The sequence below is a fragment of the Streptomyces sp. NPDC042371 genome, assembly GCF_056437465.1.
The window spans coordinates 77410-91436 of record NZ_JBWKAP010000013.1 but is presented as its reverse complement, the minus strand read 5'-3'; the positions used below and the strand labels follow the sequence as shown (position 1 = coordinate 91436).

Below are 14027 nucleotides of genomic sequence, written 5' to 3'. Positions count from 1 at the left end.
GGCTGGACGTCTAGTTGGACGCCTGCGAGCACTCGTCGCACAGGAGCTCCATGCGCATCGCCACGAAGTTCCACTGTGCCGCGCACGCCCGGGCCAGTGCGGCGATCTTCCTCGCCTGATGGGCGGGGGCGGGCAGCGCCAGACCGGGATCGCTCTTGCGGATGATGCGGGCCTCGAGCCAGCGGATCATCTCCCGGCCGTCGTTGCTGTACTTCAGGGCGGGGTCCCGCTTCAGCGACTCGAGCTGGGCCAGGGGATCCAGGAGCGGGCCCGCCGACTCCAGGCCCTGCGGCGCGCGGGCCCGGGCCTCCGAGCCGGGCAGCGGCCCGTCGTCCTGGCTGCGTAACCGTTTCTGCGCTTCCCGGGCGGCCGGTCCGGGCGCACCGGCCGCCTCGGCACTCTCCCGCAGGACGATGTCCGGCTCGCCGGGCAGAATTCCGGCGGTCTTCTGGCGTCCTTTGTGGGAATTCAGCGGCCGCACCCGGCCGTCCCGCCCGACCCTGAGCGGGGCCTGGGCGATCCGTCCCGCGAATTTACGGCGCAGCACCCCGACGGTCTTGCCGGAAAGTCCGGTCTTCACGGCGACCGCCCGGTCCGACCACTCGGGAAAACTCTCGAGGATCTTCATCGCCGACTTCTTGCGGTCGGAGAGGGCCAGCGCCAGGCCGTGCTTCATGTTCAGCTCGACGGCTAAGAGGAACGCTTCCCGATTCGAGCCCTCGAAGTAGCGCACCTCGATGGTTTCCTGGCCGTTCAGCCGGGCCACGGTCAGCCGGTGCATTCCGTCGATGACCTTCATGGTCGAGCGGTGCACGACGATCGGCGGAAGTTTATCGGTGCACGCGGCCAGGGTCCGCACATGATCCTGATCTATACCGGCAAGCCGAGGGGAATCCGCGTCACGGAGCATGTTGATCGGAATCCGGATGATTGAATCGGATACTTCGGTCGAGTGGTCGGGCCCGACGGGCCGACAGAATTGATCTTTAGGAAGTTCCCCCCCAGGGGTGGTCTCCCCTGGCATTCCGATCATCACGCTGCTTCTCCTCCCCCGGACCGAAGCGCATAACGCGGCGAGAGTATCATGAGATTCCGCCACGAACAGAGAACTCTCCGGGATTTCATGCAATTGCGTTATGCCCGTTTTTTCCGGAGAAGGCCCCCACCAACAGAAACCACCAGCGACCACCGCACCGGAACGGAACAAGACACCCCGCACAACACCCCACTCCTCACCCCAACCGCCCCGAACCCGCCCGGGACCTGGCCAGACACCCCCCCGGCCACCCCCGGCCCCCACAGCACACCCCAAGCCACCCGCCTCCGCAACGGGCCCTCACACCCCCCTCTCCGGACCGCCCCCGCACCGCCCGCCCCGGCCGCCCTTGCATTCAGCCACGCGGCACCCTCACACCGCACTGCTGAACAAATGCGTTCTTGCGTAAGTAGTGGCGTGCAAAGCAGTACTGAGGTGCCGGACGGTGCACGAGAGGCCAGTGGTGCAAAGCGCCCCCGCACGCCGCCCGGCAAGATGCCGCACGCCCGGCAAGCCCACTGGTCGCACAGCCCACGTTCACCACAACGCTCCGCAGCAGCCCGGCACCTGTGCGCCCCCGGGAACACCGCCGGGGAATCAGGGAAAATACCGAGATCCCGCACGGCCTCCGCGGACGACAGGAAAGACCCGTGCCACGTACACCGACGAAATAGCCCAGCCACGGCCGAAACCCAGCCGATTTCCTTGACCGGCCCCACACCGAAACTCGGCACTGGCCGCTCAACGAACGCACACGGCTTCCCAACCTCTGAACCACTCAGGCCTCGGCGAGCAGGTCCACGAACTGGTCACCGGTCGCAGTCCGGCGGACTGGTCCGCTTCGACCACGCGGCCCACCGCCTCGCCGCAGAACACAGCCCCGGCTCGGTCGCGGCGGAAAGCGGCTACGCCGACCAGTCCCACCCGCACCGCGACGTCATGACCTTCACCAGGGTGACACCCACAGCCGTCTCGACCGCACCCTGGCTCGCGGTCGACGACGTCGCCTGGACCGCCCCCACACACCCGTCCAGGCCCTGAGCGGCTCTCGGAGGACGTCGATAACCGGTTGCCGCGTCGTCCGGCGATCGGGAGACTCCCGCTCATGCCTACGACCGCGCGCGACCTGGCACTCGAACACTTCCGATGGATCGCTGGTCACGCAGATGTATGGGCGATCTTCCGGGACGCCAAGGCACTGGCCGCGGTAGTAGCCGGTCTCGTGGAACCCTTCCGGGACGAACGGATCACAGCGGTATGCGGGATCGAGTCGCGCGGCTTCCTTCTGGGCGGAGCCGCAGCGGTCGAGCTCGGCGTCGGATTCGTACCCGTCCGAAAGGGCGACGGCCTCTTCCCCGGCGGCAAAATTACGCGCCAGTCGTCTCCCGACTACCGACACCTCCGCCACACGCTGCACCTCCAGCGATCCTCGCTCGGCCCGGGGGACCACGTCCTGCTGATCGACGACTGGATCGAAACCGGCAGCCAGGCCACGGCCGTCAAGAGCATGGCAGAAGAGTGCGGCTCCACCTGGGCAGGATGCAGCGTCATCGTGGACCAGCTCGGCGAGTCGCCGCAGAACACCCTCAGCACCGTTCAAGGGCTGCTGACCGGACAGGACCTCCCACCGCACGAAGCCTGAAAGCAGAGCCTCGGGTCGGAAAGATCTTGGCCCACCCCGAGAACGACTCCTTAGACGCGGCCCCTCGACGAACACGTGCTACTCGCCCCAGGGGGGCAACCATCACTGGAAAGACACAGCCCACGACCCCAATCCCGAAATCCCGAACTGCCCACGTGAGCCGCAGTGCTGGACCCCACCACGAGTACGCACGGTGGGCCGGAGGAGCCTTTCATCATCCCCCCTCAACCCGCCGCCCCACAGCCCCAAGGGCAAGACTCCAGGGGTACGCCTTCGGCCTGCCGGAACCAGGCGGGTTGGGCACGAACCCGCCCTCGCCGTACAGGACCGTGACCCCCTGCTCCCGAAGCTCCGCCACACTCCGCTCGAACTGGCGATGCCGGGCGTAGGCCGCATTCACACACGGCACCGCCACGGTGGGAATGCCCTTCCCGATGCCCTCAGCGACGACACCCACCACGAACGACGACGTCAAGCCCAGCGCCCATGAGTTGACCGAGTTGAACGTCGCCGGAGCAAAAAGAATCACGTCCGCCTGAGGCCAGACGTCAGGCTCACCGGGCAACTGCACCTCGGCGCCACCGTCATCACCGCGCGTGCTCGCGACGAAGCCGCAGTGAAGGCCCACCTACAAGAGGCCAAGGAGATCGCCGACCGGGCCGGTCCTGTCGAACATGTGCACTGGCTGTCGTTCGGGCCGACGAACTGGGCCGCTCATGAACTGTCGGCGCTCACGGAGATGGGCCACTACGGGAAGGCCGTGGAGAAGGCCAAGAAGCTCCGTATGCCTGACTCATGGCCTACTTCACGCCGTGCTCACGTATGGATCGACCGTGGCCGGTCCGAGATGGAGACGGGCCACACTGACGCAGCGCTCACGTCAATCACCAAGGCGCGCGAGGTCGCCCCACAGCAAACTCGATATCACCCTGGTGCACGCGCCACGATCGAGGGCCTCGTGCACCAGCAGCGCAGAACTCCGGACGCCTTGGGGCACATGTCTGCGTGGCTCGGCCTGTGACACCCACTGTCACCGAAGAGTGACAGTTAGCGTGCCTCCACCTCATCACCCTGGCCTCAAGCGAAAGATGCCGACGGCAGGGGCAGATGGTGAACACACAGCAGACATCCAGTGCGGCCTTCGACTGGCTCGCACGCTCACAGCAAGAGCCGCACCAGGCCCACCGGGAATGGGCGGAGCGCGGAATCGCGCTGCTCCCGCTCGGCACGCGGTTCAACACGCTGCGCCTGCCCGCCCAACTCGTGACCACGGCCGTCGGCACCGACGAACTCGACACAGTGACAGCGACACTCGCCGAGCTGCTCTGCGGACCCGTCATCCACAACCGCCCGCAACACACGTACTACGCACTGGTCGAACCCTTCCCAAGGGCGCGATGGCCCTACCCCAACGACGCCCCAATGCTGGGGTCCGGCCACTTCCTGACGGTCCCGGCCTCCGACCTCACCGGCCCGACCGGCCCGACCGGCCTGTACTGGGCGGTGCGCCCCCGCATCGTCGGCGACCTGTGCCCGGTCCAGTCCGTCGCCGCCCTGGTCCGCATCGCCCGCAGCGAACTTCAGCGGAGGACACGGTGACTCTCAGGGAGACGACCGCCCAGGAGCGGCAGGCACAACAGGCGTACGGGGACCTCCTCGCCCACTTCCACGGGTGCGCCCCCTGCCGGGTCGAGAACTACTGCTCGGCGGGGGAGCGGCTGCGCCGTGCGCACCGTGCCACACGCTCGGCTCTCCCCGGGCCCACACCTACCACCGGCACGACGGCACCGCCGCGGGAGGGGACCTTGGAGTCACCACCCTCACGGACCTGATGGCGATCGCCGGAACCTGCACAAGGACCACCCAGCCAACCAGCCACCCCGCTTGACCTTGACACAGTGACAAGGTCTTCACTGCCTCCCAGAGAGGCAGGCCGATGACCACGACCACACAGACCCCAGACCCGGCACGAGCACTCCAGGCGCTGCAGGACAACCACGCGTCCGTACGCCTACGAGCCGCCCTGGCCGCCGGAACCACCCCAGACCCGCGCTACGTCGACACACTCATCGAACGAAGCGCAACCGAACCCGAATTCTTCGTCCGCGACATGCTGACCTGGGCACTCACCCGCCACCCCGTGCCCCTGACCCTGCCAAAACTGCTCCGGGAACTCCGCTCCGAGCACGCCCAGGCACGCAGCCAGGCCCTCCACACCCTGTCCAAGATCGCAGACCCGCAGGCCTGGCCTGCCATCACACCAGACCTGCTGACCGACACCGACGACGAGGTCGCACGCAGCGCCTGGCGCGCCGCAGTCGTCCTCGTACCGGAAGGCGGCCAAACCTCCCTGGCCACCACCCTGGCCACACAACTCGGACGCGGCGAGCGCGAGACACAGCTGAGCCTCAGCCAGGCACTGGTCGCACTGGGCGACACCATCGAACCGACCCTCCACAAAGCGACCACGGCCCAGAACCCCGACACACGAGCCCACGCACTCGCCACCCAACGCCTGCTGCACGACCCGGACGCCGGATTCACCCTGGCCATCGAGAAAGCCAAACGCACCGTGGCCCTCGCCGGCACCCCGCACGACGGACAATAGGACCTGTGCTGATCGGTGAGGTGGCAAGACGGTCCGGAGTCAGTGCCCGCATGCTCCGGCACTACGAATCCCTCGGCCTGGTCCAGCCATCGGACCGAACCGACTCCGGCTACCGCGAGTACTCCGCACAAGACATCCGGCGGATCTTCCACATCGAAAGCCTGCGCTCACTGGGCCTGTCACTCCGCGACATCGGGCGCGCGCTCGACGACCCCGACTTCACCCCCTCGGCACTCGTCGGCGACCTCATCCGCCAGACACACGACCGCATCGCCACCGAAACCGAACTGCTCACACGACTGCGCCGCATCGACGCCGCCGACCCCACCGACTGGCAAGACGTCCTGAAAGCCGTCGCGCTCCTCCAGGCACTGGGATCGCACAACGCCGACACCCGCCAGGGCGCAGCCCTCTCCACCGCCCACGGGACCCCCGTGCCGGTGGAGGCCCTGGTCGAAGCAGCACTGAGCGAAACGCACCCGAACGTCGCAGGCACCCTGCGATGGGCCCTGGCGCAAGCACCCGAACAGGCCCCGGCACTCCTGGCCAAGGGCCTTGACTCACCCGAACCCGCGGTACGCAGACGCGCCGTCCAGGCCCTCGCCAAAATGCCCGGCACCGAGACCGCCACACACCTGCACCACGCCCTCACCGACCCCGATGCCGAAGTCCGCGGGCATGCGGCCCTGGCACTGGGAACACGCGGAGAGACCAGAGCAATCCCGACGCTCATCGACATGATCGTCACGGGCAGAACCGACACCGACGCAGCCGACGCACTGAGCCAACTCGCGAGCGACGACACCGGGGCGGCCGACCGGATCGCCACCCACCTAGTCGACCACCTCGCCCACCACACCACCCAACCCCCCGCCCGCGGACGCCTGACCCAAGCACTCGCCGACATCCCGGGACCGACAGCCACACAAGCCCTCGCAGAGCTGTCACACGACGAGGACCCGGCTGTCTCACTGACCGCCGCCTACCTCCTCCAAGCCCGCCACTGAGCCACGGCAAACCCACACCGGCGGCCACACCCGCCCCCAAAAAACCCGGCGGCACACCGAACCGGAACGAACCGGGCCCAGCACAGGAACCCCTCGAAAAAACTTCACCCCTCCCGCAGTACTGCACTAGTTGTAGTTTCCGTGCGAGCAAACCAGCGCGGTACTCCCAGCTCAACCCGTCGTGGGACGCGCCCAAGGCCCGCTCCTCATAGCCTGTAAGACGCAACGCAACCGACCATCGCGGGGCGAACCGATGCGAGTGCGTTCCATCACTGCGCTCGATGACGCGACAGCTCAGTCGGCTGGTCACCCGCCCAGAAGGCACCAAGTCCGTTGAGCGGACCCGCGAATTCGAGCAGGGCCTTCTGAGCCCTGACGGCAAGAAAAAAAGGGGGATGGGACGTGAAGCGAATCATCGCGCAGATCGGCCTCGCAGCCACTGTCATCGCGGCAACAACGGTAGGGCTCGCGTCTTCGGCATCGGCAACGCAGGCGTGCACCAACCTGCCGGGACCGGCCGGTGGCAGGCTGCCGCTGTGCAAGACCTGGGTCTGGGACGGCAACGACTACGACGGCAAATGGTGGACGAACGGCCCGTCCACACTGCCGTCATACAGCTACCTGGAACGGTACGAGGACGGCGCGGTCCACAGGTCCTCGTACTCAGGCAGCTACAACGACCGCGACAAGGTGTACTTCCGGGTCTGCGACAGCCACGCCAATAGGTGCGGTCGCTGGTGGTAACAGCCCCCGCACTGCCCGCGGGCCCGACGCCCTCCCGCCGGGGAACGCAGCAGAGGCCTTGACGCAGAACCTGTTCGTGGAGGCCATCGCGTCACCCTCCTGGAAGGACGAGAGGTGCGCGATGGCCTCGCCTCAGCACGATCTGCTCCGGCTGATGAAGGGCACGGCCACGCGTCCCGACCGCGGAACACCCAACGGCTACAACGAAACCGCCCCACCCGACTGGGCACACCACTGGCCGGCGGAACTGCTCTGGGTATCCCACACACCACAAGTTCCGCCGTGCGAGACGTGAAGACATCCCCTTGCCGGACAGGCCCTGGTGCTCCTCGCACCCGCGGGGATGCTCCCACCACGCTCTGACAGACTCTGCGGCGGACGGCCGCGCCTTCTCCAGCCGACGAAGGGGCGGCGGGCCCCCGCCCGGCTCCCCCCGCCTTCACTCGGTGTCAGGCAGTGCACTTTTGCCACCCCGAGCAGTAGTCAGACCCGCCATCCACCTGCACGCAGCCCCTGATGCTGTAGACCGTCCCCTCGGGGCTGGTGTGGGCCGGGGGGGGGGCGATGCAACCGCCCCTGCGCATGACGATTTCGTCATATAGGGTGGAGGTGTGCCCACTGAAGACATCTACCGCCACCTGCGTGAGTTCCGGGACACCCTCGGCAAGCCCGCACCGATGTCCTGGCCCGAGATCAGCGGCGGCCAGCTCATCATGATGATGAGCCCCAAACTCCAGCACCAGCGCGTAGCCCACCGCCTCCGCGTCCAACTGGAGCCCCAGCTCGACGACGACCTGGCCCTCATGCTGGAAACCGACCTCGAGGATGCCGCCCTCGGCATCCTGCGCATCCCCGACCTCGTGGTCATCGACGAGGAGCTGCTGCACTCGGACGCCGAGTCGATCGACCCGCGCCGCAGCCACCTGGTCATCGAGGTCGTCTCGCGCTCGAACCCGGCCAACGACTACACAGGAAAGCTCCACGACTACCCCGCCATGGGCATCCCGCACTACCTGATCGTGGATCCCCGGGACGGCACGGCCGTGCACCACTGGGCGCCGTCGCGGCGAACCGGCGAGGCAACCTACGACAACCGGCAGCACTACACATTCGGCGACACGGTCACCATCGACGCATGGAAGATCGACACGAGCGTGCTGCCGATGTACGGCGCGGAGTCGGGCCTGTGACCGACACCGCCGCGCTCGTGAGCCACTGGCGGCGTCAATGCGGCATGTCCCAGGCCGAGTTGGCCAGCGCCGCCGGGACGGGTCAGGCCGCCATCTCCCGCATCGAGAGCGGCCACGACATCCCGACGCTGCCTGTCCTGGAGCGAATCGCCACCGCCCTGGGATGCAGCCTCGCGATCACATTCACCACGGCCCCCTGACACGCGGCTGCTAGCGCCCCCGGCTTCCTCTGGGTCTGTCGAGCCATCTCCCAGACCACCGATCCCGTGGTCGCGGGCACTGGCTTCACGGATCAGTAGTGGCCCCGTTCGGGAAGGGGTTTTGGCTCAGTCGAGGGTGGTCAATGCGATGTCCACGAGGGGTTCGAGTGCGGAGGCGTCTGGCGTGATCTTCGAGGAGACCAGCAGCCCGTTGAGGAAGGTGACCAGGAACGCGGCGACCGTGTGCGGGGCCTGCCGCGCCGCGATCTCGCCCCGCTCCATCGCGGCCCGCAGCACCTCGGTCAACGCCTCCCGGCTCGCGTCCTGCATGTCGCGCACGGTGCGGCGGGTGGCCGCGTCCTGAGGCAACCGCTCGCAGACGGCGTTGACGGCCAGGCAGCCTTGGCCGCCGTGCCCGATGGCGATGCGGATCCGCTCCGTCAGCAGCGTACGAATCGTCGCGCGGGTGTCCGCCCCCTCCTCCAGACTGCGCAGGGCGGCCGCGGCAAGGGTGGTGCGGTAGTGCTCCAACGCAGCCCTGTACAGGCCGTCCTTGTCGCCGAACGCCGCATACAAGGATCCCTGTCCGATCCCCAGGTGCTGGGTCAGGTCGCGCACAGAGGTCGCCTCATAGCCGCGCGTCCAGAACAGCTCCATCGCGCGGCTCACCGCCGCCTCGGTATCGAACTCCCGGGTCCTTGCCATGGCTCCACCGACTTATCTGGATCGCACGATCAAGAAAGCGGGAGCGGTGGACTGGCGGTGCACAGAGCCGCTGGTCAGTCTCATCCAAAGCAGCGGCAGCCAGGTCACACGGACGCTGTAGCGGCCCATTGAAGATAGAGAGCTCCAAGCCCGGGTCGCTGCCGCGGGAGGAGTCCGACTACTTCTGGCGGGACTCCTCCGGACGGCCGGTGCACGGAACGATCGCCGACTGGGAGGACAACTGGTGGGAGGTGCACGACGGGTCCCTGTGGGTCTCCTCGGAGGGCGTCGCCTACCTGGACCCGCCTGCCAGGCATGCGATGGTCCTTGGATACGGAGGTGCCACCGCCGTCGTGGCATGTGCGGCGTACGTCCTGTGGGCCCGCCACAAGGCACACGCGGTGGACGACGACCTTCGATCAGCCGATCCCGTGGCCCGTTCGACGTTCACCAAGTCCGCGTAGTCCAACGCGGATGCGGGCCCCGCACCGTGACTAGACCGATAGCCCCCTGGTCAGTGGCCGCCTATCTCAGAGCCTTTGCTGAGAAGGCTTCAATGGACGACCTATATCGCGGAAACTCCCCAGCAAAGCCCGGCGACCACAATCCAATCGGCCACATAGGCCGATCCCACCAGCAGCACAAGCAGCGATAAATTCACCAAATTCTGACGGTCGCTATCGGCCCAAACTCCAGCAAAATATCCGGAGTTACGGTATCGTAGAGACCACAGTTACTGTGAAGCACCGCTGTTGTGTCACAACAGAGATGTCATCGCTGAGCCAGCGTCAGGCTTCCATTGGGGGTGTTCTGAACTGCGGCAAGGGATACTCTTCGGTGGTCGCTAGTGGCATCACCTGCTGACATCTTGTGGCATTTCTGCTGGACAAGTTGATGGCACTTCCCAAGGAGCCCCGCTGAAGGCGGCCAGCAGCGGCCCGCACCAAGGCGAGCAGCACGCCCTCTCGAGGCCGGGCTGCTGCTCGAGCTTGAACGCGACCTCCGAACGGTCGTTGGCGCGCTTGAAGCTGAAGCGCCCTTGGTGCATCCGGAAGTCTCCTGTGAATCGCTTTCGAGAACATCTCCGGTGCGGGACTCGCGGCGGCTATCCTAGCGAGGCTGAAAACTCCAGCAGCACGGTGAGTGCTGCTGGGGCTGCCGCGCGCGCATCGCTTGGCGGGACGCGATCCATCGGCGATGTCGTGTGTATGGGGTGGTGCGGTTCCCCTGTGTGGTTCGCACTATCTGATGACGCCCAGCAGGATCCTGGTGAGCGTATGGGGTGGTGCGGGTCGCCTGTGTGGCTCGCACCATCTGATGACGCCCAGCAGGATCCTGGTGAGTTCGATAGCGAGCCTCAGGGCGCCGCAGGGCATAGATCACGAACCCCTGTGCCTGCTTCGTACTCTCTCAGCACACCAACAAACCCCCCTTCGAGCGTTAGCTGCAGCCCTAATCCAGGGTGTAAGCAGCTCGGCGCGGACCCCGCAAGGTGGTGACGAGTTGCTTGCACGGGCAGCGGACACCTTGGCCCTCTCCAGTCCACGAGGCTCGCTCTGAGACCGGCGCCGCTGCCCAACCGGACACCACCGGGGCTGACCTACCCCACTCCGTTCGCTGTCCCGAAGCTCAACTTCACCTCAGGGATGACCTGTTCATGTGTGCGCTGCAGCGAGTTCGTTCATCATGCGCTGCATGAAACCGGAGACCAGACGCCTTGCCCTCACCGTAGTAGGTACGGCCGCAGCCATCGGGTATGTCCTGCTCCTGTGGCGCGGACCATGGTGGGTCGACGGCGCCCACCTTCGGGAAAAGAACCTTCAGCCGGCCGATGGTGTGGTCATCACCGGCTTCCGGACCATGCTCGTCGCCCTCGGGGCAGGAGCGATCACCGGGCTTGGCCTCCACTACACCCACCGCAACCACCGGCATGCCGAGAAGCTATACGAACACAGCCAGGAGCAGTTCGCCCACCTGCGTGAGAAGGACCGCGAGCAAGCGGAGCTGACGCGCGAGGGACAGGTCACCGAGCGATACGTCGAAGCGATCAAATTGCTCGGGTCCGACAATCTTCACGAACGGCTCGGCGGCATCTACAGCCTCGAACGAATCATGAACGATAGCGAGAGAGACCATCGGACGGTCGTCGAGGTCCTGTCGGCGTTCGTGCGCACCCCAGCACGGGACGGAAGCAGGTCGAAGAGAGGGACAAGAAAGGGCGCAGCCGAGGACTTGGCGGAGAGGCCATCCACACTGCTCGCCCCTGACGTCACCGCGGCCTTGACGGTCCTTGGACGTCAGCCGGTGCGTCAGAGCCATCTCGTGATGGACCTGAGCGGGGCCCACCTCACCGGGGCTACCATCCACGACGTCGACCTTCAGGACGCAAATCTGCAGGGCGTCGAACTCACGGGTGCCCGTCTGGAAGGCGTCGTGCTGGCAGGCGCCCATCTCGCATCGGCAGCGCTGACGGGTGCCACATTCTGGGAGGGCGACCTGTCCGACGTGATCGCCCCGGACGCCAACTTCACCGCAGTGAACGTCGTGGGCACGAAGTTCACGAACGCGGTTCTGACGAGAGCGATCCTGGTGGGGGCGGACCTCACGCACGTTGACCTCAGCCATGCGTCGTTGCCCCGTGCGACTCTGACACGCGCACACCTGAGCAAGGCCGTCTTGAGTCACACACATCTTGAGCATGCCGACTTGAGCGAGGCGAACCTGGAGGGCGCCGACTTGACCCGTGCTGACCTTGTCGGCGTGAAACTCCAGGGAGCAGTCCTTACGGGGGCCGAACTCGGCGGAGCAAACCTGGCTCGCGCCGACCTCACGGATGCCGACCTCACTGCCGCCAACCTGAGTACGGCCAGAGGCCTAAGGGTTCGTCAGCTCATCAAGGCGCACATCACCCACGACACATCACTCCCCGAGAGGCTGGCCGATGACCCACAGGTCAAGGATCGGATCGACGAGTGCGAAGCGGCCCAGGCGGAGCCGCGCCCTCTGCCTCGCGGCTCCGAGTAGGCCTCGCGGCCGATGGCACTGTGCAGCCTGAGCAGTACCTCACGCCAACTCGCTGTCAGTGCCGGGAGGTACCGAACGATTACCTGAGGGCCTCCATCACGCCGTCCGCGGCGAACTTCTGCACGCCCATCAACCGCACTCGGTCCCTTCCGATTAATCCGCTCAGTTGGCGGCGCCGGGAATGGTGCGGTGTGCCGTCCGCGATCCGTGCGGAGGCACCCTCACTTGCAGGCGGCGCAGGAATCCTCTGCGGGATCGCTGCGCCAGCTGGGGCCCACAACGGGTGTTCAGTGCGCCGCTGCGGGGAGTGCCTGCATCCGCCTTGGTCCGGCTCAGCTCAACTCGTCGAACAGCGAGGGCTGGATCGCGGTTGCCGGGCGAGGCCGGGGGAGCAGGCGGGCGGGGTCTGGGGGAGGCAGTGGGGTGCCGTGTCGGCCGTCGGTCAGTGCGTGGCGGCATGCTTCTCGCAAGACGGGCAGGTCGTGCCGTGCTCCGAGCAGGCCAAGGAAGTCCTGGATGCTCCAGTCAATGAGCGCGCCTTGGCGTGAGAGGTACAGCGCGACGGTGGTGATGTCATGCTCGTCGCTGTAGTCGAGTAGAAGGTAGCCGGCGAGCTGGTAGATCTCTGCACGGTTGATGCGTTCCGGGCGGATTGTTGCTTTGCAGTCGATGAGTGCGCCGTCGAGGATGAAGTCGGCGTCCGCTCCGCCGACTTGGAGGCTGCCGTCGAACACGGGGCCGCAGACCCGAGCGGTGGCGGGCAGCAGGCGCAGGTTCTCGAACGGGCCGGAGCGGGCGGCGAGGTCCATCTGCTGGCGGATGTCGTGGACCACGTAGTCGGCGACCGCATCGGTGAGATCGCTCAAGGTCGCATCTGGCGCGCACTCACCGAGACTGTTCCCGCGCATCCAGCCGCAGTGGCGGAAGATCGCCTCAAAACTGGAGGCGATATGGCACAGCCGGATGAGCCGATCCTCTTCTGCACCAGTAAGGCACAGGGGCTGTCCCGCGTCGCTCTCATACCGGGCCAGCTCGTCCAGCATGGCGTCGCCCGCCTTCTGCACGGCGTGGATCACCTCCGGGCTCGGCCAGCCGTTGTCGTCGAGAACGGCCCGCACGATGCCCTCCTTGATGGGGGAGCCGGCCGGCGCTCCCAGGGAGATGCGCAGACGGTGGTCGATGGTGTGACCGAGCATCCGGTACTCGGGCTTCAGGCCGGCTTCTGCCTGCGGCTTCAGCGGGGCGGGAAACCGGGCTAAGCGTTTGCGGTAGTCGGCCAGGACGTCCCTGATTCCGGGAAGCTGCTCCGCCAGAAAGCACGAAATGGGCGAGCGGGGATCTTTGAGGTGCGAGGTGAGACTCATGTGGGCATCTTGACGGCCGGCTCTGACACGCATCCGAGGTGAAACGTTCTTGCGGGAGTCGCCTGAAGACGCATCAAGCCACATACGGCTCTCCGCGCCTGCAAATCCGTCCTCCTCACCAGGCAAGACGTCTGAGGTATGCCCTCGCAGAGCCGCTCGGCGGCGAATCCACGCCAATTGCGTGGACGTACAGGGCAGTTGGCTACGGCTTCGGCGGCTGCGAGAGCGACGGATTGTCAGACCTTGCCGCTAGATTCTTGTTGTCCTGCGTCGGCCGTGCGGCCAGCCAATGTCATGGACATGCTTAAGCGGGGAAGTGCCGCTCGGATACTCCCGAGTTGGAAGGTCGCCTTTTGTTGCCCCCCGTGCTCACCGGTGGCCGAAAGTGGCTCATGCGTGACGAGGGCGTGCCTGCCCATTCGCTGCACGGCCGCTGGTAGCGCGGCTCCGCCGTGGCCGAATCTTGCGTCCTCCGGCCCTGCCGTGCAGGGCTGCCGGAAGGCCGGC

The 14027-nt window shown here is 66.6% G+C and carries 13 protein-coding genes and 1 pseudogene; 10 read left to right on the top strand and 4 right to left on the bottom strand.

Features of this window, described 5'->3' with window-relative positions; translation table 11 throughout:
* Nucleotides 1-10 precede the first annotated feature (10 nt).
* Nucleotides 11-814, bottom strand: a complete 804-nt coding sequence (locus AC068B_RS32800; protein ID WP_478675175.1) for a hypothetical protein — start codon at nt 812-814, stop codon at nt 11-13.
* 1327 nt (nt 815-2141) lie between these two features.
* Between AC068B_RS32800 and AC068B_RS32795 the strand changes: the two genes are divergently transcribed.
* Nucleotides 2142-2678, top strand: a complete 537-nt coding sequence (locus tag AC068B_RS32795) for a phosphoribosyltransferase family protein (RefSeq protein WP_478675174.1) — start codon at nt 2142-2144, stop codon at nt 2676-2678.
* Between the two features lie 214 nt (nt 2679-2892).
* Here the strand turns inward: AC068B_RS32795 and AC068B_RS32790 are convergent.
* Nucleotides 2893-3246, bottom strand: a pseudogene (locus AC068B_RS32790) (HFCD family protein); the annotation flags it as partial.
* A gap of 48 nt (nt 3247-3294) precedes the next feature.
* On the opposite strand from AC068B_RS32790, the gene AC068B_RS32785 reads away from it, so the two are divergent.
* The 7 genes from AC068B_RS32785 to AC068B_RS32755 all read left to right on the top strand — a co-directional run bounded on the left by AC068B_RS32785 (nt 3295) and on the right by AC068B_RS32755 (nt 8427).
* Nucleotides 3295-3699, top strand: a complete 405-nt coding sequence (locus tag AC068B_RS32785) for a hypothetical protein (RefSeq protein WP_478675173.1) — start codon at nt 3295-3297, stop codon at nt 3697-3699.
* Between the two features lie 86 nt (nt 3700-3785).
* Nucleotides 3786-4277 carry a hypothetical protein gene (locus AC068B_RS32780; protein ID WP_478675172.1) on the top strand — a complete coding sequence of 164 codons (492 nt, stop codon included), beginning with the start codon at nt 3786-3788 and terminating at the stop codon, nt 4275-4277.
* 337 nt (nt 4278-4614) lie between these two features.
* A complete protein-coding gene (locus AC068B_RS32775; protein WP_478675171.1) occupies nt 4615-5286 on the top strand; it encodes a HEAT repeat domain-containing protein in 672 nt (223 codons plus the stop codon).
* Nucleotides 5287-5291: 5 nt separating this feature from the next.
* On the top strand, nt 5292-6293 hold the full coding sequence (locus AC068B_RS32770; protein ID WP_478675170.1) for a HEAT repeat domain-containing protein: 1002 nt from the start codon (nt 5292-5294) through the stop codon (nt 6291-6293).
* Between the two features lie 402 nt (nt 6294-6695).
* Nucleotides 6696-7037 carry a hypothetical protein gene (locus AC068B_RS32765; RefSeq protein WP_468569198.1) on the top strand — a complete coding sequence of 114 codons (342 nt, stop codon included), beginning with the start codon at nt 6696-6698 and terminating at the stop codon, nt 7035-7037.
* A gap of 611 nt (nt 7038-7648) precedes the next feature.
* Nucleotides 7649-8227: a Uma2 family endonuclease gene (locus AC068B_RS32760; RefSeq protein ID WP_478675169.1), complete on the top strand. Its 579-nt coding sequence runs from the start codon at nt 7649-7651 to the stop codon at nt 8225-8227.
* Nucleotides 8224-8427, top strand: coding sequence for a helix-turn-helix domain-containing protein (locus tag AC068B_RS32755; protein WP_356268613.1), 204 nt, complete (start codon nt 8224-8226; stop codon nt 8425-8427). The genes AC068B_RS32760 and AC068B_RS32755 overlap by 4 nt, the downstream gene beginning before the upstream one ends.
* Before the next feature lie 126 nt (nt 8428-8553).
* Here AC068B_RS32755 and AC068B_RS32750 read toward each other — a convergent pair whose 3' ends face one another.
* The gene (locus AC068B_RS32750) at nt 8554-9132 is read right to left on the bottom strand and encodes a TetR/AcrR family transcriptional regulator (protein WP_478675168.1); all 579 of its coding nucleotides are present in this window, start codon (nt 9130-9132) and stop codon (nt 8554-8556) included.
* A gap of 128 nt (nt 9133-9260) precedes the next feature.
* Here AC068B_RS32750 and AC068B_RS32745 point away from each other — a divergent pair, with 128 nt between their 5' ends.
* Nucleotides 9261-9596, top strand: coding sequence for a hypothetical protein (locus AC068B_RS32745; RefSeq protein WP_478675167.1), 336 nt, complete (start codon nt 9261-9263; stop codon nt 9594-9596).
* Between the two features lie 1231 nt (nt 9597-10827).
* Nucleotides 10828-12156: a pentapeptide repeat-containing protein gene (locus AC068B_RS32740; RefSeq protein ID WP_478675166.1), complete on the top strand. Its 1329-nt coding sequence runs from the start codon at nt 10828-10830 to the stop codon at nt 12154-12156.
* A gap of 332 nt (nt 12157-12488) precedes the next feature.
* On the opposite strand, the gene AC068B_RS32735 is transcribed toward AC068B_RS32740, so the two are convergent.
* Nucleotides 12489-13520 (bottom strand): hypothetical protein, encoded by a 1032-nt coding sequence (locus AC068B_RS32735; RefSeq protein WP_478675165.1) that lies wholly within the window; start codon nt 13518-13520, stop codon nt 12489-12491.
* Between the last annotated feature and the right edge of the window lie 507 nt (nt 13521-14027).